General features: G+C 59.8%; 15 protein-coding genes. 7 read left to right on the top strand and 8 right to left on the bottom strand.

Going from position 1 to position 24901, the window contains the following annotated elements:
- The first annotated feature begins 193 nt into the window (after window positions 1-193).
- Entirely contained in the window at window positions 194-1321 is a 1128-nt protein-coding gene (locus FBY01_RS15695) for an OpgC family protein (protein WP_010457751.1), read from the top strand.
- Between the two features lie 111 nt (window positions 1322-1432).
- On the opposite strand, the gene FBY01_RS15690 is transcribed toward FBY01_RS15695, so the two are convergent.
- Complete coding sequence (locus tag FBY01_RS15690; protein ID WP_010457753.1) at window positions 1433-2854, bottom strand: amino acid permease; 1422 nt, start codon at window positions 2852-2854, stop codon at window positions 1433-1435.
- Between the two features lie 615 nt (window positions 2855-3469).
- Between FBY01_RS15690 and FBY01_RS15680 the strand changes: the two genes are divergently transcribed.
- Both FBY01_RS15680 and FBY01_RS15675 read left to right on the top strand, forming a co-directional pair.
- The gene (locus tag FBY01_RS15680) at window positions 3470-6586 is read left to right on the top strand and encodes a transglycosylase domain-containing protein (protein ID WP_145308485.1); all 3117 of its coding nucleotides are present in this window, start codon (window positions 3470-3472) and stop codon (window positions 6584-6586) included.
- Window positions 6587-6737: 151 nt separating this feature from the next.
- The gene (locus FBY01_RS15675; RefSeq protein WP_145308483.1) at window positions 6738-11810 is read left to right on the top strand and encodes an NEL-type E3 ubiquitin ligase domain-containing protein; all 5073 of its coding nucleotides are present in this window, start codon (window positions 6738-6740) and stop codon (window positions 11808-11810) included.
- 43 nt (window positions 11811-11853) lie between these two features.
- On the opposite strand, the gene FBY01_RS15670 is transcribed toward FBY01_RS15675, so the two are convergent.
- The 5 genes from FBY01_RS15670 to FBY01_RS15650 form a co-directional block, all read right to left on the bottom strand.
- Complete coding sequence (locus FBY01_RS15670; RefSeq protein WP_145308481.1) at window positions 11854-13119, bottom strand: hypothetical protein; 1266 nt, start codon at window positions 13117-13119, stop codon at window positions 11854-11856.
- Window positions 13116-13604: a CS1 type fimbrial major subunit gene (locus tag FBY01_RS15665; RefSeq protein ID WP_145308561.1), complete on the bottom strand. Its 489-nt coding sequence runs from the start codon at window positions 13602-13604 to the stop codon at window positions 13116-13118. Before FBY01_RS15665 ends, FBY01_RS15670 begins: the two co-directional genes overlap by 4 nt.
- A 5-nt stretch (window positions 13605-13609) precedes the next feature.
- Window positions 13610-14350: a molecular chaperone gene (locus tag FBY01_RS15660; protein WP_145308479.1), complete on the bottom strand. Its 741-nt coding sequence runs from the start codon at window positions 14348-14350 to the stop codon at window positions 13610-13612.
- Between the two features lie 38 nt (window positions 14351-14388).
- A complete protein-coding gene (locus tag FBY01_RS15655) occupies window positions 14389-16911 on the bottom strand; it encodes a TcfC E-set like domain-containing protein (protein ID WP_145308477.1) in 2523 nt (840 codons plus the stop codon).
- A 114-nt stretch (window positions 16912-17025) separates the two neighbouring features.
- Entirely contained in the window at window positions 17026-17517 is a 492-nt protein-coding gene (locus FBY01_RS15650; RefSeq protein ID WP_145308475.1) for a CS1 type fimbrial major subunit, read from the bottom strand.
- A gap of 510 nt (window positions 17518-18027) precedes the next feature.
- Here FBY01_RS15650 and FBY01_RS15645 point away from each other — a divergent pair.
- Both FBY01_RS15645 and FBY01_RS15640 read left to right on the top strand, forming a co-directional pair.
- A complete protein-coding gene (locus FBY01_RS15645; protein WP_010457769.1) occupies window positions 18028-18606 on the top strand; it encodes a PadR family transcriptional regulator in 579 nt (192 codons plus the stop codon).
- On the top strand, window positions 18603-19385 hold the full coding sequence (locus FBY01_RS15640; RefSeq protein WP_145308473.1) for a siderophore-interacting protein: 783 nt from the start codon (window positions 18603-18605) through the stop codon (window positions 19383-19385). Before FBY01_RS15645 ends, FBY01_RS15640 begins: the two co-directional genes overlap by 4 nt.
- Window positions 19386-19558: 173 nt before the next feature.
- Here the strand turns inward: FBY01_RS15640 and FBY01_RS15635 are convergent, their stop codons facing one another.
- Both FBY01_RS15635 and FBY01_RS15630 read right to left on the bottom strand, forming a co-directional pair.
- Window positions 19559-20209, bottom strand: coding sequence for a Pr6Pr family membrane protein (locus FBY01_RS15635; RefSeq protein ID WP_077749807.1), 651 nt, complete (start codon window positions 20207-20209; stop codon window positions 19559-19561).
- Between the two features lie 2 nt (window positions 20210-20211).
- Entirely contained in the window at window positions 20212-20442 is a 231-nt protein-coding gene (locus tag FBY01_RS15630; protein WP_007903672.1) for a VF530 family DNA-binding protein, read from the bottom strand.
- A gap of 283 nt (window positions 20443-20725) precedes the next feature.
- Between FBY01_RS15630 and FBY01_RS15625 the strand changes: the two genes are divergently transcribed.
- The gene (locus FBY01_RS15625) at window positions 20726-22108 is read left to right on the top strand and encodes a carbohydrate porin (protein ID WP_145308471.1); all 1383 of its coding nucleotides are present in this window, start codon (window positions 20726-20728) and stop codon (window positions 22106-22108) included.
- Window positions 22109-22319: 211 nt separating this feature from the next.
- Window positions 22320-24731: a glucose/quinate/shikimate family membrane-bound PQQ-dependent dehydrogenase gene (locus tag FBY01_RS15620; protein ID WP_083375822.1), complete on the top strand. Its 2412-nt coding sequence runs from the start codon at window positions 22320-22322 to the stop codon at window positions 24729-24731.
- Window positions 24732-24901: the final 170 nt, after the last annotated feature.

Below are 24901 nucleotides of genomic sequence, written 5' to 3'. Positions count from 1 at the left end.
CGTCAGAGATCGCCGACCTGCGTGTCTTTTAGACAGGCGGTTGTCGCCTCGGCGATGCACAGAGACACTCCCTAATATCCGCACTTTGCAATTGCCGCCGAATCCCTGCACCCTGCGCGCCGCCAATGTGCAGCGCGCAACCTTTTGTGTCGCCGGCGCTCCTACTTCAACCCCCGTTCCAGAGCCCGCAGCCATGACGACTGAACGCGATCACCGGATCGACTTTTTCCGAGGCCTGGCGCTGATCTTCATTTTCTGGGATCACGTGCCCCACAACCCGCTGGGTCAAATCACTCTGCGTAACGTCGGCTTCAGCGATGCCGCCGAAGTCTTCGTGTTTCTCGCCGGTTACGCGGCGGTCCTGGCCTACGGCAAGATCCTGGCCCGCGACGGTTACCTGATTGCCTGCGTGAAAATCCTGCGCCGCGCCTGGGTGCTGTATGTGGTGCATATTTTCCTGCTGGCGATGCTGATGGGCATCGTGTTCTTCGCCAACAGCCATGTGGAGACCCGAGATCTGGTGGAGGAGATGGGCATGCACCACTTCATCAGCAATCCGCAGCAAGCCTTGATCGATGAGTTGCTGTTGCGCTTCAAACCGAACCTGATGGACCCATTGCCGCTCTACATCGTGCTACTGGCCGGTTTGCCGCTGGTGCTGCCGATATTTGTGCGCAAACCATGGGTGGTGGTGGCGATGTCGTTTGCGGTGTACCTGACGGTGCCGTTGTTCGGCTGGAATCTGGCGGCCATCAAGGACGGCGTGTGGTACTTCAACCCCGTCGCCTGGCAACTGTTGTTCGTACTCGGCGGTGCCGCTGCGATTCACACGCAGCGCCCACGCTTGCCCGACAGGCGCCCGTTGCTGCGCCAGCCATTGTTTGTGAGTGCGGCGTTATACGCAGGCGTCGCCGGTGTACTGACCGTATTGTGGCGGTGGCCGCAACTGCATGATGCGATGGTTCCGACCAGCCTGAGCAATCTGTTGTACCCGATCAGCAAGACCGACCTGTCGCCGGTGCGACTGCTGCACTTCCTGGCGCTGGCGTATGTCACGGCGAAACTGTTGCCGGACACTGGCTGGACGCAGAACTGGCTGGCCCGGCAATGCAGTCGCATGGGCCGTTATTCGCTGGAAGTGTTCTGCCTCGGGGTGTTGCTCGCGCCGCTGGCAGACATGATCAATGCCCTGACCGACGATGCGTTTGCCATGCAAATCTTCACCGCGCTGGTGGGGGCAGGATTGATGGGGTTGTTGGGGGTTTGGCTGGATTTCAACAAGCGCCTGACCGCACCGATTCAACCGGTCGCCGTCCATTAAGAAACTCCGCGCCTTTGTGGCGAGCCAGCTCGCTCGCCACCGGAGATTTCGTCAGCCAATAAAAAGGCCCCGGCCAATGGACCGGGGCTTTTGCGTTTCAGGCGTTACGACTTACGCAGCCGAACGCACCGCACCTTGCGACACATTGGTCGGTTGCAGCTTGAACACGTAGAACAACACCGTCAGCAACACCAGAAACGCCGGGCCGACGTACAGCGCCACGCGGGTTTCCGGGAAGTAAGCCATCAGGCCGACCACCAACACCAGGAACGCCAGCGCCAGGTACGAGCTGACCGGGTACAGCCACATCTTGTATTTCAGACCGGCACGTTCGCTGGCACTCAGGCCTTTGCGGAACTTGAGCTGGGCCAGCAGGATCATCACCCAGGTCCAGATCGCGCCGAAAGTGGCAATCGCCGTCACCCAGACGAAGACTTTTTCCGGGACCATGTAGTTGAGCAGCACGCCCAGCAACAGCACGAAGATCGACAACAGCAACGCGCGACGGGGCACGCCGTTGCTCGATGTGGTGGCAAAACCGGCCGGGGCCTGGCCATTCTGCGCCAGGCTGTAAAGCATGCGCCCGGTGCTGAAGATGCCACCATTGCAGGACGACAGCGCTGCGGTGATTACCACAAAGTTGATGATGCCGGCCGCGGTCTTGATCCCCAGTCGTTCGAACGTCATCACGAACGGACTGCCCTGGGTGCCGATTTCGTTCCACGGGTAGATCGACAGGATCACGAACAACGCACCGACGTAGAACAGCAGAATCCGCCAGAACACCGAGCCGATCGCGTTGGGAATGGTCTTCTGCGGGTTCTTCGCTTCACCGGCGGTCAGGCCGATCATCTCGACACCGAGGTAGGCGAACATCACCATCTGCAGCGACATCAATACGCCTTGCACGCCGTTGGGCATGAAGCCGCCGTGGGCCCAGAGATTGGAAATCCCCAGCGCCACGCCGTCATTGCCGAAACCGAACGCGATCACGCCGATACCGCCGATCACCATCGCAATGATGGTGACGATCTTGATCAGGGCGAACCAGAACTCGAATTCACCGAAGGCTTTCACCGCGATCAGGTTGATCGAACCCATGCTGATCAACGCGGCGAGTGCCCAGATCCAGCGCGGCACATCAGGGAACCAGACGCCCATGTACACCGCCACGGCGGTGATTTCCGCGACACAGGTCACCAGCCACAGGAACCAGTAATTCCAGCCTGTCAGGAAGCCCGCCAAGGGGCCGAGGTAGTCTTGAGCGTAACGGCTGAAGGAGCCGGCGACCGGGTTGTGCACGGCCATCTCACCGAGGGCGCGCATGATCACCAGAATCGCCAGACCGCCGATGATGTAGGACAACATGATGGCGGGGCCGGCCATTTCGATGGCCTTGGCCGAACCGAGGAACAGACCGACGCCGATACACGCTCCGAGCGCCATCAAGCGGATATGCCGTTCGCCGAGTTCGCGTTTAAGCGGGCCGCCCTGAGCGGTCTCGCCATGGGGCAGATGATTGCCGACTGGCATAGGGGTACAACCTCGTCTTGTTATTGGATATGACCACCGAGTAACAAAGCGCTGACCGGTAAGCCATTGCTTCTGAGAAACCGGGCCTGCTTCGTGAGCAAACCCGTCTTGCAGGACAACACCGGCAAGATCAGCGGGGCGTGCAGTATAAAAAGCTTCGTACAGGGTTTTTCACTCTATAAACCACAACATTCAGCCAGAACTCTCGGGAAAAGCCCGGTTAGCGGAGGGGCATTACCTGACTTTTGTAGGATCTTTCACCAACTGAAACGCCGCCGAGTATTGCACAGCATTGGTGCATCGTCATGCCCCTGGCCGGGCCTTATTTGCTATTCGACGTGTCTAGGAAGGGCATTTCAGGCAGGCACTAGCCTGTGGAGAGGGAGCTTGCTCCCGCTCGTCTGCGCAGCAGTCGCAAAACCTGTGATCGCGGTTCTGCTGAAAGACCGAGATGGCAAATTCGGGTCTGCTTCGCAGCCCAGCGGGAGCAAGCTCCCTCGCCACATGGAATGGGGAATATTTGAGATCTGTGCGTCCACAATTTCTTCACCATCGCCAACCACCGACTAAGCTTCAGACAAGTCAGATCAATCTGCGTGAATGGATCAGTCGACTATGGGCGCGTTATGGCAAACCGATACGAGTAAAACTGTGGTCCCGACTGAACGTGTGGATGAAGCGCCTATTCCTGAAAAACCCCCTGGCAGTCGCACAAAGCATGGCTGGGGGGCGTTTTGGTTGTTGCTGGTTATTATCCTGATTGTCCTGGGGCTTGCCGCTGCCAAGGAAATGCGTACCTCGAAGTTTCAATCCCGCGAGGTCAGCAAATTCGCCGCCTCCCTGAGTTACGAAATGAAACCCGGCCCCAGCGACGCGATTCGCTATCCAGGCGCAGGCCCTTTCGACTTGCGTCTGGGCTACAGCTCGCTGGGTGAGTTTCTGCCGCGATTGCTCAAGCGTGACTACGTCATTGCGTCGCAAACCCGCTTCTCTGAAAAGCTGATGAACTACACCGACAAGGGCTTTTTCGTGCCTTACGCGGAGAAAATACAGGCTGGACTGTCGATCACCGATTGCCGTGCGGCGCCGCTGTACCAGTACAAATACCCCCAACAACTGTATTCAAGCTTTGAGTCGATTCCGCCCGTGGTGGCCAGCAGCCTGCTGTTTATTGAAAACCGCTTTTTGCTCGATCCTCGTCAGCCCCTGGCCAACCCCGCCGTGGACTGGCCACGGTTCGGCATGGCGATCTGGTCCCAGGTTGCCAAGCTGCTGCATATACCAGGGCAGTCGGCGGGCGGCAGTACGCTGGCGACGCAACTGGAGAAATACCGGCACTCGCCCGATGGCCTGACGGTGTCAGGCGCGGAAAAGATCCGGCAGATGATTTCCGCCACCGTGCGTGCTTATCAAGCGGGGCCGGAAACCTTGCAGGTCCGGCAAAATGTGGTGCGTGATTACCTCAATAGCGTGCCGCTGTCGGCGGTACCGGGACACGGTGAAGTGCATGGCATGGCCGAAGGGTTGCGCGTCTGGTATGGCGCCGACTTCAACAAGGCCAACGAACGGCTGGCCAGCACCGACACCGACCCCAAGAGCATGGCCGAAAAAGGCCTGGCGCTGCGTGAAATGCTCTCGCTGATGATCGCCCAGCGCCGCCCTTCTTATTACCTGACCAAGGGTCATGATGAACTGGCCGACCTCACCGACAGCCACATCCGCCTGCTGGCGGCGAATGGCGTGATCGACGCACCCTTCGCCGCCGCCGCCCTGGCCAGCCAGGTGACCTATCGCGACTGGCAGACCCAGCCGACCATCCAGCCGATTGAAACCAACAAAGGCATCAGCGTGGCGCGCAGCCGTCTGGGCGGGTTGCTCAATCGTCCGCTGTACGATCTCGACCGCCTCGACCTTTCCGCCACCAGCACCCTGCAAGGTGAATTGCAAAGCCAGGCTACCGAGTATCTCAAGCGCCTGGCCGACCCGGCGTTCGCCACACAAATCGGGCTGATGGGCGAACGCTTGCTCACCCCCACCAGCACCACTCAGGTGCGCTACAGCTTCACGTTGTTTGAGCTGACACCGGACGGCGCGCGTGTGCGGGTACAGACCGACAGCACCGACCAGCCGTTCGACATCAATGAAGGCAGCAAGCTGGAACTGGGCTCTACCGCGAAAATGCGCGTGCTCACCACCTACCTGCAAATCATGGCCGAGCTGCACGATAAATATGCCGGAATGACCGTCCCGGAACTGAAGAAAGTCGACATCCCGGATCAGGATCGCCTGAGTCGCTGGGCCATCGACTACCTGATTGAGAACAAGGACCGCAACCTGCCGGCCATGCTCGGTGCCGCGCTGGATCGTAAATATTCGGCCAGCCCCGGCGAAGCGTTTTTCACCGGCGGCGGGCTGCACACCTTCGTCAACTTCCGCAAGGAAGACAACGGTCGCATTCCGACCCTGCGTGATGCGTTGCGTGAGTCGATCAACCTGCCGTTCATTCGCCTGATGCGTGACCTGGTGCGCTACACCACGTACTCCGGCCCCAACAACAGCGCCGGATTGCTCAAGGACGATCGCGACCCGCGGCGTCAGGAATACCTGGCCAGTTTCGCCGACCGCGAAGGGACTTCGTTCCTGCTCAAGTTCTGGAAGAAATACAAAAACAAGGACACCCAGGCGCGGCTCGACACCTTCCTCGACAGCATGCGTCCGACGCCGATTCGCCTGGCGGCGGTGCACCGCTATTTGCTGCCGCAGGCCAGCCAGGAAAGCTTCAATGCCTTCGTGCGGGCACACCTCAAAGGCGCCAAGCTCACCGGAAAACTCACCGACGAACGCCTGCAACGGCTCTACGAGAATTACAGCCCCGGCGCCTACGACTTGCCGGATCAGGGTTTCATCGCCAAGGTTCACCCGCTGGACCTGTGGCTCATGGGCTACCTGCTGAACAACCCGGATGCCAAGTGGAGCCAGATCGTCAAAGCCAGCCAGTTCGAGCGTCAGGAAGTCTACAGCTGGCTGTTCAAGAGTCGTCACAAGGGCGCCCGCGACAGCCGTATTCGCACCATGCTGGAAATCGAAGCGTTCCTGGACATTCATCAGCGCTGGCAGAAAGTCGGTTACCCGTTCGATCACCTGGTACCGTCGCTGGCCACCGCCATCGGCAGTTCCGGCGATCGCCCGGCCGCCTTGGGCGAGTTGATCGGCACCATCCTCAACGACGGTGTGCGCATGCCGACACTGCGCATCGACACCCTGCATTTCGCGGCGAACACTCCGTACGAAACCAAACTGATCAATGACCCGGTCGCCGGCAAACGGGTAATGCCGTCCGAAGTGGCCACGGCCATGCGCGAGGCGTTGTTGCAGGTTGTGGATGCCGGTACAGCCAAACGGGTGTCCGGCAGTTTCATCACCCCCGATGGCAAACCCCTGGCGATGGGCGGCAAGACCGGGACCGGGGATAACCGCATCGAAGCCATTGGTTCCGGCGGGCGGATCCTGAGTTCGAAGTCGATCAACCGCACCGCCACTTTCGTGTTCTATATCGGTGATAGCCACTTCGGTACGTTGACCGCCTTCGTGCCCGGGCGCACCGCCGAGGCCTTCAAGTTCACCTCGGCGCTGCCCGTGCAAGTGCTCAAAGGCATGGCACCGATTCTCACGCCCTATCTGCAACCGGGTGCGCATACACAATGCCTGCCGGTGGAGGTCGCACGGCGCTGAAAAAAAGGTGGTAATTACCTATTTTCGGCATTGGTAATTCCAATGTTTATGGGCGGCTGGCACTGATTAAGCAGCGGTAATTCAGGCTTTTACTTTGAGCCTCGGGCGTTAGGCTGGTCATTCCACTTAACGCTCAAGGTTTATTAAAAGCATGACTGACTTACACGGACGTATATCAGCGCGACCGACACGGGGGGCGGATGACAATAAAGGTCGCCACTACGATTTCATCAAAAGCCGTATCCACCCCACGTTCAAGGACGCGTCACTGCGACGGATCCGGGAACTGAGCCTCACGCAAACGGCTTCAGGGTATTGGGTACAGAACACCAAGGGTTTCAATCACTCCCCGCTACAACACGCCAACCTCGAACTCTGGTCCGCTCAAAACACTGTCGACCGGGTCATGGACAAGGTCCAAGGTATTTACGAATTCGCCGAGCCGTTGCTGACCAGGGCGTTGCTGGAACAGTTCGGCGTCGACGTCGATGTAAAGACCACTTACCTGCACCTTTATCTACCCAAACAGCTTCCCTGGTATGCCAGCAACCTCAACGGCGTGGTGACCCGCACCGTTTCACTGCTGGACGCGGCCCTGCATAACTTCGCGAGCCACGAAACCTGCGAGGCGGACTCGAACTTCATCAGCCAGCCCGATGCCCGCGGGCATTTCGACACCCTGGCGATCAAACGCAAAATGTCCATCGCCCAGTTCCAGACCCTGTGTCGCACGCTGGACATTGGCGCGCGCTACACGAAATACCTCGAAGAACAATTGCGGCCCAGGGATGGCCTCGCCCAAGTGGTTTTGAAACACAAGATCATCGAGAACGAGAAAGCCGCGTTTAAAGCCGCCGCCAGGCTGGCCGTCCTGAAGGGCGACATCGACGCCGATGCCGGTGACCTGATCCTGATGATGCTCGATGGCCAGCGCAACCTCACCCGCAAAGGCCGAATCATGCAGTTCGCCAAACTGTCCATGCTCGACAGCCTGCTGACCGGCATCGTCTTGATTACGCCGGATCTGAACCGGGTCCATAAGGTAGTGCCGATCTTCGCGTATGTCCCACAAGACCCCGAGCACCCGCTGAAAGAGTACCCCTCGACCCTCGCGCTGATGAAAGAGCTGACGCGTCAGCTGCGCGACAACGCTGTCATCTCCTCCACCGGCATGACCTACCAGCAATTCTTCAGCCGGTTCGTCGATCAATCCGATCGGGGGCATTTTTTCGGCGGGCTGCAACAACGCCTGTTCCAAGTGAAATGGCATCGCAAGGAGCCGCTGGACCAGAGGCCGAGCTGGCGCGAAGAGGCTATCACTGCCCCTCGTCTGCAGTTCAACACCGCACCGATCAGCGGCGAACTCTGGCAGTACCTGTTCGAGCAAAAGCTCAACAAGGTCCTCAATGACGCCCGTCACATCGCCGTGTCCACCGCCGATGCCGATACCCATGCACGATGGGCCTGGTGGGAGAACTTCAAGAAAATCGTCTCGGACATCTTCAACATCGCCCTGATGGTCGTCACGCCGTTCGTGCCCGGACTGGGTCAGCTGATGATGGGCTACATGGCTTATCAGATGGCCAGCGACGCCATCGAAGGCCTCGTCGACATGACCCTGGGACTGTGGACTGAAGCCACCGAACACATTGTCGGCCTGGTCACCGATGTTCTTCAGCTGGAAGCGTTCGCCGCCGGTGCGCAGATCGGTGCGCTGGCACGCCTGAAACTGTCGCCGCTGATCGAAGGCATGAAACCGGTCACCCTGCCCAATGGCGAATCCCGGCTGTGGCACCCCGACCTCAAACCTTATGAATGGCCGGATGTGCAGTTATCGCCGGACTCCAGACCTGACGCGCTGGGGCTGCACGCTCACGAGGGCGAGGCTGTTCTGCCGCTGGATGACAAGCACTACGCCGTGCAAAAGGATCCGCAAACCGGCAACTACCGGGTCAAACACCCGCATCGCGACAATGCTTACCTGCCTGAGTTGAAACACAACGGCCTCGGCGCCTGGACCCATGAAGCCGAGAACCCGCGAGCCTGGGATCGTCCGACGTTGATGCGCCGTCTCGGCCACACCGTGGAGGGCTTCAGCGACGCGGAACTCGAAGCCGTTCGCATCGCCAGCGGTACCGACGACGGTGCGCTGCGCCGGATGTACGTCGACAACACGGCCCCGCCACCGTTACTCGACGACAGCCTCACCCGCTTGAACATCCAGCGCCAGACCCGCCAGGCCATCGAGCGGATTCGTTCAGGCCAGCCTCTGGATCCCTCCTCCTACTGGTTTGAACCGCTGGCGACTTACCTGGACGGCTGGCCCGCGGACAAAGCCCTGAAGGTCTACGAAAACGCCGACATGAGCGGCCGGTTCCGCCAGTACGGCAATGCCGATGCGACGGCCGAACAGACCCTCTCCACCAGTTTGTCCAACCTCATGAGCGAGCAATTTGCGCCAGACCTTGTCGAGTTTCTCAACGAAGAAGAACTGCACGCCGTGCTCGGTCGGTCCACCGCCCAACGTGAACGGGTGCAAGCCTTGCGCGATCGACTGGCGGACGAAGCCGATCGGCTGACCCCAGATATCATCAATCAGCTTTACCAAGGGGCCCAGGCGTTCGACGATCCGCCGCTGCGACTCATGCGCCACACCTTTCCCGAGTTACCGTCCCGTGCCGCCGCGACGCTGCTGAACACCACCGACGCTGCCGACCTCAAGCGCATGACCCAAACGCAACGACTGCCCTTGAGCCTCAAGAGCCGCGCCCGTGAGGCGGCCTTCGAAGCCCGGACCAACCACGCCTATGAAGGCTTCCAGGACGGCGCGCAGTGGGTGGCGCAAACCGAAAGCCTGGTGCTGAACGCCTTGAGGATTCATACCGACACGTTCGCGCAATTGCGCGTCGAGGTTCGTGAAGGCAACGATGCCGGACCCTTGCGCAGCCGTGTAGGGGCCGAGGACGCGTCGATGGTCCGGGTGCTGGTCAAGGACGATGGCAACCGGTTCGAAGTCTGGGACGGTGACAACCGAAAACTGCACGACGCCACTGACTTTTACGAAGCCGTTCTCAACGCCCTGCCGAAAAACAAACTGGCGCAGTTGGGTTATCGGCCAGGCCAGGGGGGGGTCTTCAAGCAATGGGTGATGGCCAAGACCGAGACACCGGCGCAGCGCCGCACGGCGCTCGCCGCCCCGCCGATCCGTCCGCTGGCTGACCATGAAGACATGATCCTGTTGCGCGGTCCCGGCTTCTCCACAGTCGCCCCCACGCTCACCCAACGGGTGCAGGACATTTACCCTCACTTCAACGACCGCGAGGTCAATACCTTCGTTCGATCCCTCGGTTCGCAGGAGCAAGGGCACCAGACACTGACCCGACTGGACCGCGAACTGGACGACCTGCGAGTGCTGTTGAATCGCTGGCGCTACCAGCAGCCGGATAGCTGGGGTCCGGATCAGCGCGGGTTCGTCAACAGTGGCGGGTTGCACATTGCCGAACGCTTTATCGACTGTTTCAAACGCAAGCCTACGGTTTTTGGTGAACGCAGCATCACGGCCGACGGCGGGTATGCGCTGGACCTGTCCACAGAGTTCCAGGTGCTCGACCTCGAACGCTGGTGGAAGGAACTGCCGGATATCAAACACTACCTCGATCAGATCAGCACCTTGAATCTGGACCGCACGACCTTTTCCGAAACCACCTCCGGCCTCTTGGGCGCCTTCCCTCATCTGCGACAACTGAGCGCCCGTAGCTGCGGCCTGACGCGACTTCCCGACACCATCGGCAAGATGCACCACCTGCGCACGTTGCGACTGATGAACAACGACATCACGTTGACCCCCTCCGCTGTCGAGCAACTGCGAAATCTGACCCGCCTGGAAACCCTCAGGCTCGATGACAACGCGAAGCTGGGCCTGCTCCCGGACGTCGGACGCATGCCCAGGCTGAGAATCCTGAGCTTGAGCAACACGGGCGCCACCACCTGGCCCGACGGCCTGTTCGGGCCCTCCAACAAACGTCGACCGCGCGGCTTCTTTCTGGATATGCAGGAGAACCCGATCAGGGTCATTCCGAAAGTCGTGCCCGGCTCGGAAGATGCCTTCCTCCTGGCCCGGACCCGCTTGTACGAAGAGCAGCTCTCGGACGCCAACCTGATCACCTTCAAGGCGTATCGACGGTCAGTCGGCCTCGCGCCCGAGCAGGTCTACATCGATGCGGCGCATAACGCGATAGAACTGTGGCCGATGCAAGACGATTCGGTCTGGTGGAGTGCCGAGGTCTCAGGGTTGGGGACCTTCCGCGAGGAAGCCTGGCACGAATTGATGACCGAGCCCGGCGCCAAGGATTTCTTTGCATTGATCCAGAAGCAGACCCGCTCGGCCGATTACAAGGCCGGTGGTGAATTGCGCCAACAACTCAGCAGCCGGGTATGGCGCATGATTGAAGCCATCGACCTGGACACCGAGCTGCGCAAGGATCTGTTCGAAATGGCCAGGGCGCCTACCACCTGTGCCGATGCCGGGGCCCAGGTGTTCAACCACATGGGTATCAAGGTACTCGCCTCCGAAGCCTATGCCTTGTCGACGTCCAACGCCGTGCTTGAAAACAAACTGGTGAACCTGGCCAGAGGTGCCGCTCGCCTCGCGCGCGTGGATGACATTGCCCGTGCCGATTTCGGCAGCCGCCCGGGCAATCCGGATGAGGTCGAGGTGTACCTTGCCTACGAAACCGGCCTGGCTCAACGCCTCGGTTTACCGTGGCAATCGGAGACGATGCTGTTTCGCACCATCGCCGGTGTGAACGCCAAAACCCTCGACACCGCCTTCGAGACGGTGATGTCGATGGAGGCCGGCGATGGGTTGGTCAACGACATGATCGAACAGCCGTTCTGGCAGAAATACCTGCAGGACACTTATCCGAACGAGTTCCGGCGCAATACCCGGTTTTACGAAACCAAGAGCGACTTGCTCGATGAGTTACGCGAAGTCCAACACACCTGGGCCAGTTCCAAGGGCCAGCAAATTGCACAACGACGCGCCCTCAAACAGCGTCTGCAAGACCTCGCCCGGCGCCTGAATATTGATGACAGTGTGGTGTTGACGGACCAGGACATGACCGATGAGGTCTACGGCCAATTGCTGCACGACATGGGTTACGAAGAAAAAGAGCTGAGCAGAAAACTCACCCGCGCAGCGCTGCAAAAAGACGCACAGCCGTAATCGGCAACCCCTGATGCATCGGGTGATGTATCAGGGGTCACGCTTAACCCACTTCCGAATCCCAAACCACCGTGACAGTGCCCGAGTACGTTCTGGCGACACCGGGTTTGATCATTTCCTCGACCTCATCCTGCGCAATCTCGAAGTGCAACGTGCCCGGTTTGCGATCGACATAAAAGCGCGGCTGGAACAGCTCGGTACCACTGCCGTCGCGCCGTAACAGCCGACGGCTGACCGGTTGATCGGTGGCATCCACCAAGCCATTGGGCAGGGTCACGCTGACGTCGAGCGGCACGACATGGCCTGAAGCCGGGTCGCGCACCGAGCAGCGGTTGCCATCGGTGCTGTACTGGCAGTCCAGGCTCATCTTGAAGCGACTCGATGAAGACACATTGAACGTCTGATCACGAAACAGCCGTGTGGGCTTGCGCCCTTGGGTCAGCCAGGCTTGCCAGCCGCCCTGCGGAACCAGTTCAACGCGATTGCCACCGGGTGGAATCTCGACCTTGAGGGTGTGCCGAACATCCAGAGAGAAGTTGAGGGTCAGTTGGTTGTCACTGGGGATCATGACATCGCCCATGTCGAAGTCCTGACGCGGACCGACGGTGTACGGCATGGTGCCGGTGTATTTGCCCGTCTTCATGGTCAGGGGGTTAGGCGTGCGCAGCTCATAAGCGAACACGAAGTACAGGTAGCGAAAGGAAAGTGGAATATCGAACTTCGCCGTCTTGCTGCACACGCCCACTCCTCTGGCGACTCGCCAGAAACTGTTGTAGCCCGAGGGCCCTGCCGAGTGCCAACCCACACTTGAACAGGGTATAGGCGCATAGGCCCAACCGCCACCTACCCACAAGTCATCCCACCAACCTCCACCGGTCAGTTCAGTGACAGGGCGGGGAATTGCGGCTTCGTGCCCGATCCCGCCGATACGAATGGAAAGCACCTCGGTATCACCCGACTCGTGGGTGACCACCACCTCTCTCCAGTCCGAGGGAACGCGGGCCATTCCGCCTTGCCGCGGGTCCGCATGGTTGGCCAGGATTGGCGCATTCGCCGTGAAGGAAATAGGCGCAATAAGGCTGAACAGCTTATAGGGCGCACAGGCCTGTGGAATCTGCCGGCAAAAACCTTCGGACGGGGTCATGTTGACGAACACGTTATTATTCGGATTCGAGGAATCCGGCTCGAATACCGCTTCGATGTCCATCACAGCGGCCTGTATGGGCAGGGCAAACACCGCACACAGCAGGCTGGCCGATGCAGCACCCTTCAACGTCCGGGCTGATCGCTTATTCAATAAATTCATCATTTGGGCAACACCGCGTTGAAGACCATGTTGACGCTTCCAAAATAGTTGCCGGGTTTGTAAACCCCATCGGCGGGTGGCACAGGCAGCACTTCCAGTAAAACCCGCTTGCCCTGCGCGGCGTCGACCAGCGAAACCACCTCGCGGCTTTCCCCCTCGCTCAACAACTTTTCGTTGAACAGCACGCGCAACCCGATGTCATGGGCCTGCGTCCCGTTAGACAAGTAAGGCCGGCCCTCAAGGCGGGCTTCGATGGAGCCGGCTTCGCTCTTCACATCGAAATACTTGCGCAAGCCGCCCAGGGTCGAGGTCGTCAGATTCCATGGCAATGACTGTTCGCGGTGAATCCAGCCGGGGTCTGCGGGAATGACGTAGAACGCCTGGCTCGGGATCGTCACGAATACTTCAAAGTGCTGCACTTCGCGGGCCGCGAACGCACCATGGCAGGCCATCGCCAACATCATCAGGACCGTCAGTTGTCTGAACATAGTCATCAGCCCTTCACATCGAGTTTCTTGCGGCTCTCGCCTTCAACCAGCGTGAAGCGGTACTCGCGGCCAGCCTGTTTCTCGAACTCGAAATGGCGACCGGCCAGAACATGATGTTTGGTGGTCGGCTGGCAGTCCTGGTCGTTCTTGACCGAGCAATCCTTGAACTCATCGATCACCACCACGGTGTTGCCGGTATTGCGAATCCGGTACCTGGCCGCCTCGTTTTCGATCACGCTGGCGTAACGCGGGTCCTTGGGGCGAACGAAAAACACCGCGCCATACCCGGCCAGCACCGTGACCCCGGCGGACAGGGCTTTCCTGTACTGCTCACGCTCCTCGCCGGAGACGGCGAATTCGTCTTCCTTCTCGGGCACCACCGGTATGAAACGCACACGGAAATAGCGCTCTTTTTCGCGCTCGCCCATGTACAGCAACCGCGTGCCCTGCATGCCACTGGCGGGCACGATCAGTCGCGCCGGGCTGGCCATCAAGCCATCCCGGGAATTGCCCTCGGCATTGGATTTGAGCGGCACCTCCCGCGACTTGCCATCGGCGTCGTAGAGGATTTCAAGGATGTTGACCTTGACGAAAGCGGTGCTGTCGCCGCCGTTATAGACGCGTTTCAAAAAGGTACTTTTGTCGCCGTCCAGGTAGTCGTAGACCGTGCCGATATTGATGTTCGGCCCGGCGTGTGCCGTCTGGGTGAACAAACAAAAACCAATCAGTGCCAACCGACGTTTCATCGTCATTTACCTCATAAAAAAATGCGGGGTGCCGGGCATCAGCCTGCCGTCGGCGTCTCAAGCGTCAGGTCCGCCAGCGTGTCCGGCGTGCAACGCAAATCACCAATCATCAGCACGTTGTTTTCCGTGTGGCCACGGCTCGGGTCGAGGCGGAACTGGCACAGCAACTGGTTGCCGTGGCGCACTTCCAGGGTCGGTGAACCGGCGTTCATTTCCATGGAGAAGAAGCCGTCCACCTCACTGACCCCGCGACTGGCGTGGTTGATGATGTGATGGCCCTTGAGCGGGTTGCCCTGGGGGTCGATCAGGCGACCGAGGACAGTGAGGGTTCGCATCACGCGAATCTGGCGATAATCCACGCCGCCCTTGTTCAGGTGATAACTGGAACGGGCCGGCTGGATGGTCGCGGCAGGCACGTGATTGCCTTCGAAATCGAAACTGACGGAGCTGCTTTTGTAAGCCGTGATCGGCACAAAATTGCGTCCGGGCTTGAGGACTGCGCTGCCACCGCTCAGATCGTCGGCGCGTAAAGTGATGTCGTCGATGTCCGACTCGACATCGATGATCATGCCCGCGCCATTGCGGTGGTATTGGCTGGTCACGATCATCTTTTGCCCGCCGACCGCCACGGTGCTGTCGAGGTTGAGGCCGCCGGTGAGGTCGTTGTTGTAGGACGAGCGCTGGATAAATCCGTCGCCGTTGACCCGGTCCGATTGCATCGTCGCCAGCGCATTCAAACCGAGGCCATAGGTGTCGGTGATGGCCGTGGCGGAAACGCTTTGCAGCAGGTGGTGCTGCAAGTCTTTGCGGTAAGTGATCGAGGCATTGTTATCACGCCCGCCATCGCGATCGGTGCGGGTGCCGATGCTGCCGGAGAGCTGCTCTCCCGGGCCACCCAGCGCCACGCTCACGCTCAGGTCAAGGCCGCGATTTCGATCATTGCCCGAACTGAAGCTGCCCGGCCTGTCGAACAGCGACAGGCGCCAATTGGCGTCGCTGCCGAACAGTTGCGTGCGTTGAGTCCAGCCCAGATCCACGCCGACCCCTTCGGTGTTGCCTTCGCTGTGGGACACCCGGGCATTGACCGAACTTTTGCTGGTGAGCCGATGATTGAGTGACAAGGACGAGTTGCTGGTCTGGCCGATAAATACATTGCGCTGCCGCACGCGCGTGCCGTCGGGCAAGGTGTCGTAGAGCCGGGTGGTGTCGAGCCAGCTGCGGTTATGGCTGGCGACGAGGCTGCCGCTGCCGTAGGAATAAAGCCCCTGCACGTCGAAACCGGTACCGTAGTCCTGAGTCTTGTAGACGTTGGCGAAGACGCTGGCGTTGTTGACGATGGCCCAATCGACCGACGTGCCGTATTGCAGGGTGTCTTTCACTTGCCGACCCGACAGGCCGAGAATCACCCGCGGGTGCAGCAGGAAGTTGAAGGCGGCGCCAGCGGTCATGTCGCCATCGGCCTGCTCATCCCAGTTGCTGAGCATTTTCGATTCACGCCCGGCAAACAGGTTGTAGCGCCAGCGCTCGTCATGATTGCGCCAGTTGTTGGGTTTGTAGACCAGCTCCTGCGTGCTGGAGGTGATCTGGCCGTCTTCGATCAGCCGCACTTCCACTTCATAGATGCCGCCGGGCAATGGCCGCGTATCGAGGGTCTGCAAACCAGCCGGTATCGCCTGAGTATTGATCAGCAAACCGTCGCGATAGATTTCCACCGAGCCCTGGCGATTGGCCGTGACGTAGATCGGGTAGACCGCCGGTTTCGGGTTATTGATGGCCAGGCTGTCGGAGCTGCCGTACATGACGCCGAGCGCGGTGTCAGGGCTGGCGCCGAAGGAGCGCGGCTGGCGCGTCAGGCCTTCCGAGGTGGGCGTGAACAAGCCCAGGCGCAGGAAGTTGCCTTCCAGTTCGCGCTGGGTAAAGAGCTCATGCACGGCGTGATAGAGCTGATTGTCCACACCGCCCAGGCGGGACAACTGCATGTTCACCGCCTGGGTCCAGTTGCCCAGGCTGCTGCTCGCTTCCAGACCGTATCGACCACCGAGGTCCTGGTTCTGGCCGCCATTGAGGTTCAGCTGGTTGCGCACGATCAACCCGGTGCTGCCGTCTTCGGGCTGGTTGTAATAGCGCTGCACCTGATCATCGTGCTCGGCGTTTTCCGTGAGGATCGACACCAGCGAGTTTTCCAGGCTGTAGTGCACGGCCAGCAGTTGTTCGGGGCAATTGGCCTGGCAGGCGCCCAGCACCACGCCATGTTTGAGGTAGTTGGCCCAGATGTCGCGCTCGCTGACGTTGATCGTGCTATCGCTGACATCGGTGAATTCAACGAGGGTGATGCGATCGTCGCGGGTCAGCACAACCATCGCCTCACCGAGAAACTGCTGATCAAGTTCCACGCGCACCGCCAGCGGCACATCAAAGAAGTGCTCTTCGAACTCGCTCGGTAATCCCTTGGCTTGCGCAAGCAGACTTCGGGGTGTGTGGCCGTTGTCCGCTGGCGCAGCCAGGGCAGTCGCACAAAAACATAGGGCAAGCGCCGTCGCGATGGGAGTCATCGGGAACATGAACGAAATACTCTGAAGATAAATTCGTTGAAACCCGATCGACAGGCACAACCTCCCTGGCGATCGGTGAACGTTGCCAAGTAAGACAGAACTTACTTACAGCACGCGTTTGCTTCAGATGCGCGGAATGGCATCAAAGATGACGACCGGGTTGGCGGTGTAGATCCCCACCTGACTGTTGCCCGGCTTCTCTGCGGTAATCACCAGGTCGGCGCGCATGCCGCCGTTGGACTCGGTGTCGCCGACCACTTCCTGAGAATCAGCGGTCAACTCCGTGCCATTGAAGGTATAGGTCAGAGGAATGTTCAAGGCTGGATTACCGTTGAACAGCGGAGTAGGACCGCCCACGACATAAGCGCCGACAGAGCCGTTGGTGTGTTGAATATCATAGGTGCCACGGACTTCCGTCAGGGTGCCGGAGCCGACGACATACTGCATTTTCTCGTCTTTACCGAAGTCTTTGTCTACAGGCTGAGCGTGGAAGACCTTGCTCGGAATATCAGCGGTAATGTTGATGGAGGTGCGCGATTCTTCCGCCGCGAACGCCATCGAAGTGCTCAGGGCCAGGAGGGTCATGGGAACGGCGATTGCAAACGTCTTGAACATTATTGAGTACCTGTATTTTTTCAAAGGATTGGGCCGAGGAAAGTCTGGAAAGCCGACATCTCTCCATACGGTGATGGCGATTTCACTTAACTTTCGACGCCGAAGAATGATCGTTCAATCCCTTAAAAAAGTAAGTACGCAACTTCCCAAGAACATGTAGTAACAATGGCGTTCGAACAATAGGAAAAACATTGAAAAAACGCCAACTCGATTGTTTTACCCTCAGAGAAAGACTACACACAGTTCTAACTGGAAAAGCACACAGATACGAACTAGTTGAATTCCGTCAGAAGAAGACTACTTATCTTGCGACAGTGGAATAATTATCAATCGATGAACTTTCATGATTAGTTCAATTGCTCTAAAAGAGCAACCGATACCGCATTCCTCATCGCTGATCGCTTCTGGACCTCCAGCGGTGGCCGAGAACGACCGTTGGTCCAGAACGCTTGCGTCTGTCTAAAGATATATCTTAAGTTGTATCTAAACACGACGAGAGAAGACGCAGAAATGAGAGACCATCATTCCCATCGCGACCATAGCGACAGCCGAGACGGCTTCGAGAAACGCCCAGGCCCCGGCCGTGAACGCGGCGGCCGCGGCCCCCGGGTGTTCGCCCCCGGCGACCTGAAACTGCTGCTGTTGGCGTTGATCGCGGAGCAGCCCTGCCACGGCTATGACCTGATCCGCCAGATCGAAAGCATGTTCGACGGCGCCTACTGCCCCAGCCCCGGTGTGATCTACCCGACCCTGACCTTTCTCGAAGAAAGCGAAATGATCCTGGGCGATGCCGAGGGCGGCAAAAAACGCTACACCATCACCGACGCCGGACGTCTGTCATTGACCGAACAGGCTATTGCGCTGGACGGCGTGCGAATGCGCATCGAGGTCAGCAAGCGCTCATTGCGCGGCCATGATCGTCCGGCCGAGATCCACGAGGCGGTGCACAACTTGCGTCACGCCCTGCAAATGCATCACGGCCGCTGGAGCCCGGAAGAAATCCTGCGGGTTCGCGACCTGCTCAACAACACCGCCAAAGCCATCGTCGATGGCCCTGCCGTTCAACCCGTCCAGGAGAAAGCCGAATGACTGAAGTTGTGCACACCATTCACCGTGTCATGCACGAGATCAAACGCCGTCGTCTGCAAGTGCTGCGGGTGGTTGACCTGACCCCGCGGATGCGTCGGATCACCCTGGGCGGCCCGGAGCTGGCCGGCTTCGTCAGCCTGGGCACGGACGACCACGTCAAACTGCTGTTCCCGCAAAACGCAGCCGAACACGCCGCGCTGGAAACCCTGGTGCTCGGTGCCGGCAAAGACAACGGGGCGATGCCGGCGATGCGCGACTACACGCCGCGTCGCTACGACCTCGACACCCTGGAACTGGACATCGATTTTGTCCTGCATGGCGACGGCCCCGCCTCGACCTGGGCCGAGCAGGCCACGCCCGGCCAGTTCCTGCACATCGGCGGGCCGCGTGGCTCGATGATCGTGCCGGACATGTTCGATAGCTATTTGCTGATCGGCGACGAAACCGCCCTGCCCGCCATCGCCCGCCGGCTGGAAGGTCTGGCGGCCAATCGTCGTGCGCTGGTAATTGTGGAAGTGGAGAACGGCGCCGAGCAGCAACGCCTGGAAAGCGCCGCGCAGGTCAGTGTGATCTGGGTCTTGCGCGAGGGTGGCAAAGACAACTTGCTGACCACCGTGAAGCAGCTGCAAGTGCCGAGCGGCAACCTGTATGCGTGGGTGGCGACCGAGACCAAGGTGTCACGGCAGATTCGTCGTGTGCTGCTTGATGAGCACGGTTTGAATGAACAATTCGTCAAGGCCGTGGGGTACTGGCGGGCGGAGGGCAGCGACGAGGAATAACTGCAACTCGATAGTGTGGCGAGGGAGCTTGCTCCCGTTCGGCTGCGAAGCAGTCGTAAAATCAGCCTGCGTGGTGACTCAGTTAAAACCCGGTTGCAGGTTTAAGCACTGCTGCGCAGCGCAGCGGGAGCAAGCTCCCTCGCCACAAAAGCCCTTCACATCACCCTCAGTATTCACCGACCGCGCCACCGGTCCAATGCGATCATTATCAGAGCAATCACCACAAACCCCGCCAACAATCCACCCGCATTCAAAAACACCTGTGGATAACCCAAGGTGCCGACGTCAATGAACGGATAGGGATAAACCGCCAACTCATGCCCCCTCAGCAATGAATAGGCGAAATACACCAGCGGATAGATCACCCACAACCCGAGATGCCGCAGGCGCAACGTGCCCTTGGGCACGCACCACCACCAATATGCCAGGAACAGCAGCGGCATGACGTCGTGCATCAACTCATCGGCCAGAAACTGCCAGCCTTCGGGATGCCACAAATGGCGCAACAACAGGCTGTACGCCAGACCGACGACCACGATGCTCACGGCAATGGCGCTACTGACCCACGGCTGCAAAAACCAGCGTCGCGCCGCCGACTCGCGAGAGGTCCACTCACACGTCAGCACCACCGCCACCAACGTATTGGTCAACACCGTGAAATAGCTGAAAAAGCTCAGCAGCCCACCGATCAAGCTCGCTTCCAGTGTCCAGCGCGAGTACAGAATCAGGTACAGCTGAATGGCCAGTCCGGCCCAGCCCAGCACAGCGGCCACCGCCACAAAACGACGCCTCGCGGCAGAACCTGGCGTCGACAGAAAGCCCATGTTCAGAGCGGGCGCTTGGTGCGCATCAGCTTCACGTACAAGCGCTCGACCTTCTCCCGCGCCCATGGGGTTTTACGCAGGAAGGTCAGGCTCGACTTGATGCTCGGGTCACTCTTGAAACAGCGGATATCAATGCGCTCGGCCAGCCCCGACCATTCGTAATGCTCCACCAGGGCGTTGAGGATTTGCTCCAGCGTCACGCCGTGCAGCGGGTTGTTGTTCTGTTCGGTCATGCCGGGCCTTTGAGCGATGAAGGGGATTGGAAGCCGCGCACCTTAGCCGAGGGTGTCGCCGGGTGGAAGCGCTCTGTGCGCTCTCTGGTAAATGTAGGTGAACTTGAACCGATCGCTGTCCGGCACTGTTACCGAATACGAAATAATTCATGTCACGAAAAGCGCTTTCTCTATTTGTAACAGAACATTATCCTTGCGCCCGTCAAGCTGAAACGCTTCATCCAGGCGCGACATAGTGCCGCTTTCAGTTCACCCCCCAGAAAAGATCAAGAATTCCTTCTCTATGCCTGATTTCCCAACTCCGCGAGACAGCGCTGTCTGCATCGCTATTGTCAGTCGAAAAGCCCTGAACCTGATCGGTGGTTTCACTGCTTTTGGCCTGGCTACCTGCACCCAGGCCGCGCCCGCCTTCGATAGCGAATCGCCCTGGATGTTCGGCGACTGGAATGGCACGCGCACCGAACTTTCGGAAAAAGGCTACGACTTCAAAGTCGATTACACCGGCGAAATGGGCAGCAATCTGCACGGCGGCTACGACCACGATCGCACCGCACGCTACAGCGACCAGTTCGGTTTCGGCACGCACCTGGACTTGCAGAAAATCCTCGGCTGGGACGACGCTGAATTTCAGCTGACCGTCACCGAGCGCAATGGCAACAACATCAGCAACGACCGGATCAACGATCCGCGTGTCGGCGGTTTCACTTCGGCGCAGGAAGTCTGGGGCCGTGGGCAAACCTGGCGCCTGACGCAGATGTGGTACCAGCAGAAATTTTTCGACCAGAAACTCGACATCAAAGTCGGCCGTTTCGGCGAAGGCGAAGACTTCAACAGCTTCCCATGCGACTTCCAGAACCTGGCGTTTTGTGGCTCGCAGGTCGGTAACTGGGTCGGCGGCATCTGGTACAACTGGCCCGTCAGCCAGTGGGCAATGCGGGTGAAATATCACCTGACGCCGGAGCTCTACGCGCAAATCGGTGCGTATGAGCAAAACCCGTCGAACCTTGATCGCGGCAACGGCTTCAAGCTCAGCGGCAGCGGCACCCAGGGCGCGATTCTGCCGGTCGAACTGGTGTGGTCACCGATACTCAACGGCCTGCCGGGCGAATACCGCGCCGGTTATTACTACAGCAACGCCAAAGCCACGGATGCCTACAAGGACAGCAATGGTCAGCCGGCAGCCCTGAGCGGCGAGGCTTACCGCAGCGCATCGAGCAAGCACGGCGTGTGGCTGGGTGTGCAGCAGCAGATCACCAGCCGAGCCAGCGACAATTCGCGCGGCCTGAGCGTGTTCGCCAACGGCACGATGCACGACAAGAAGACCAACGCCATCGACAACTATGTCCAGGCCGGCGTCGTCTACAAAGGCCTGTTCGATGCGCGCGCCAAGGACGACATCGGCTTTGCCCTCGCCCGGGTTCACGTCAACCCGGCCTATCGCAAGAACGCCGAAGCGACCAACCAGGCCCGCGTCGTCTATGACTACGACGATCCCTCGTTCCTTCCGCCCCAGGACACCGAATACAGCGCCGAACTCTATTACGGCGTGCACGTCACGAACTGGCTGACCGTGCGCCCCAACCTGCAATACATCCGCCACCCCGGTGGCGTGGACAAGGTCGATGACGCGCTGATCGGCGGGATAAAAATCACCTCGTCCTTTTAAGACACACACAAAACCTGTGGGAGCGAGCCTGCTCGCGAAGGGCCGTCAGCCTGAACATCAATGCCGACTGTCCCATCGCTTTCGCGAGCAGGCTTGCTCCTACAGGGAACGCACCAACCGAACCTTTTTTTTTCTGAACCATGCCCGCACAGGATCGTCATCTACAGTGAACTTGCGCGGGACTACTTGAAACGTCACGGAGAACCACACTATGAGCACTGATGGTGCTTTGAGTCGAAGCCGTCTACTGCCGACCCTGCTCGGCATTCTGCTTCTGCTAATGGGCCTGGCCATGCTGGCCGGCGGGATCAAGCTGAGCCTGCTCGGCGGCTCGTTGTATTACCTGCTGGCCGGTATCGGCCTGACACTGACCGGCGTGCTGCTGATCCTGGCCCGCCGCGCTGCACTGGGCCTCTACGCACTGGTGCTGTTCGCCAGTACCGTGTGGGCCTTGTGGGAAGTCGGCCTCGATTGGTGGCAACTGGTGCCGCGTCTGGCGATGCTGTTTGCGCTGGGCCTCGTCATGTTGCTGCCGTGGTTCCGCCGTCCGTTGCTGATCACCGGCCCTGCGCCGATGGGCACCGGCGCACTGAGCGTGGCAGTGGTACTCGCGGGCGTTGCCGCACTGGCCAGCCAGTTCACCAACCCGGGTGAAATCAAAGGCGAACTGGACCGCGACAGCGTGCCCGGCATGACCAACACCGCCCCGGCCATGCCCGACGGTGACTGGAATTCCTACGGCCGCAGCGCTCATGGTGATCGTTACTCGCCACTGGCGCAGATCACCCCGCAGAACGTGAACAAGCTCGTTCCCGCCTGGACCTATCGCACTGGCGACCTGCCAGGGCCGAACGATCCGGGTGAAACCACCGCCGAAAACACCCCGCTGAAAGTCAACGGCATGCTCTACGTGTGCACGCCGCACAGCCAGGTGATCGCGCTGGACCCGGACACCGGCAAGGAAATCTGGCGTTTCGATCCGAAGCTCTCCACGCAAAACGCGGCGAACTTCAAGGGTTGGGCGCACATGACATGCCGTGGCGTGACCTATCACGATGACGCCGTCTACGCGTCCGAGCAAAGCCCGACCGGCACCGCCAGCCCTGCGCCGGTCAGCACCGTCTGCCCACGCCGGATCTTCCTGCCGACCGCCGACACCCGCCTGATCGCCCTCGACGCCGACACCGGCAAAATGTGCGAAGACTTCGGCGACAAAGGCCAGGTCGACTTGACTGCCAACATCGGCGGCTTCAATGCCGGCGGTTACTACTCCACCTCGCCTCCAGCGGTCACTAAAGACCTGGTGGTGATCGGCGGCCACGTCACCGACAACGTTTCCACCGACGAACCCAGCGGCGTCATCCGCGCGTTCGACGTGCACACCGGCAAACTGGTGTGGAACTGGGACAGCGGCAACCCGGACGACACCACGCCGATTGCCGAAGGCCAGGTCTACACGCGCAACTCGCCGAACATGTGGTCCATGTTCGCCGTCGACGAAAAGCTCGGCATGCTTTACCTGCCGATGGGCAACCAGACCCCGGACCAGTTCGGTGGCGATCGCACCCCTGAGTCGGAACTGCACGCTGCGGGCCTGACCGCCCTCGACATCGCGACCGGCCAGGTGCGCTGGCACATGCAGTTCACCCACCATGACCTGTGGGACATGGACGTCGGTGGCCAGCCTACCCTGATGGACCTGAAAACCGCTGACGGCGTGAAGCCAGCGGTACTCGCTTCGACCAAGCAAGGCAGCATTTACGTGCTGGACCGCAGCACCGGCAAGCCGATTGTGCCGATCAACGAAGTGCCGGTGCCCCAAGGCGCTGTCGCTGGTGATCACACCTCGCCGACCCAACCCAAATCCGACCTCAACCTGATGCCGCCGCCGCTGCAAGAGCGCGACATGTGGGGCGTGACCCCGTTCGACCAACTGATCTGCCGGATCGACTTCAAATCCATGCGCTACGACGGCCCGTTCACGCCGCCATCGCTGCAGGGATCGATCGTTTACCCCGGCAACTTCGGCGTGTTCGACTGGGGCGGCATCGCGGTTGACCCGGTGCGTCAGATCGCTTTCGTGAACCCGAGCTACATGGCGTTCAAATCGAAAATGATCCCGGCCGCCGAAATCGCCGCCCAAGGCCCGCGTAAAAGCGAAACCGAAGGCGTGCAGCCGAACAAAGGCGCGCCTTACGGCGTCGTCCTCGAAGCCCTGCTCTCGCCAATGGGCCTGCCGTGCCAGGCACCGGCCTGGGGTTATGTGGCCGCGGTCGACCTGACCACCCAAAAAACCATCTGGAAACACAAAAACGGCACCGTGCGCGACAGCTCACCGGTTCCGATCCCGCTGAGCATGGGCGTGCCTAGCCTGGGCGGCACCTTCACCACCGCTGGCGGCGTCGGCTTCCTGAGCGGCACCCTCGACCAGTACCTGCGCGCCTACGACGTGAAAAACGGCAAGCAACTGTGGGAAGGCCGCCTGCCTGCCGGCGCTCAAACCACGCCAATGACCTACACCGGCAAGGACGGCAAGCAATACGTGCTCGTCGTTGCGGGCGGTCATGGGTCGCTGGGCACCAAGCAAGGTGACTATGTGATTGCGTACAAACTGTCCGAATAAGGTTTAGCGGCGGTTAAAGGAAAGGCGACTCCTGCGAGGGGGTCGCCTTTTTTTTTGCATCGCTGCAAATCAAAATGTAAGAGTGAGCCTGCTCGCGATAGCGGACTGTCAGCCACCCAGGATGTTGAATGTTAAACAGCTATCGCGAGCAGGCTCGCTCCCACATTGGG

This window comes from Pseudomonas sp. SJZ077 (genome assembly GCF_007993905.1).
GTDB classification, from domain to species: domain Bacteria; phylum Pseudomonadota; class Gammaproteobacteria; order Pseudomonadales; family Pseudomonadaceae; genus Aquipseudomonas; species Aquipseudomonas mandelii.
Note: the sequence above shows the minus strand (reverse complement) of the source record. Positions and strands in the feature narration are given on the sequence as shown.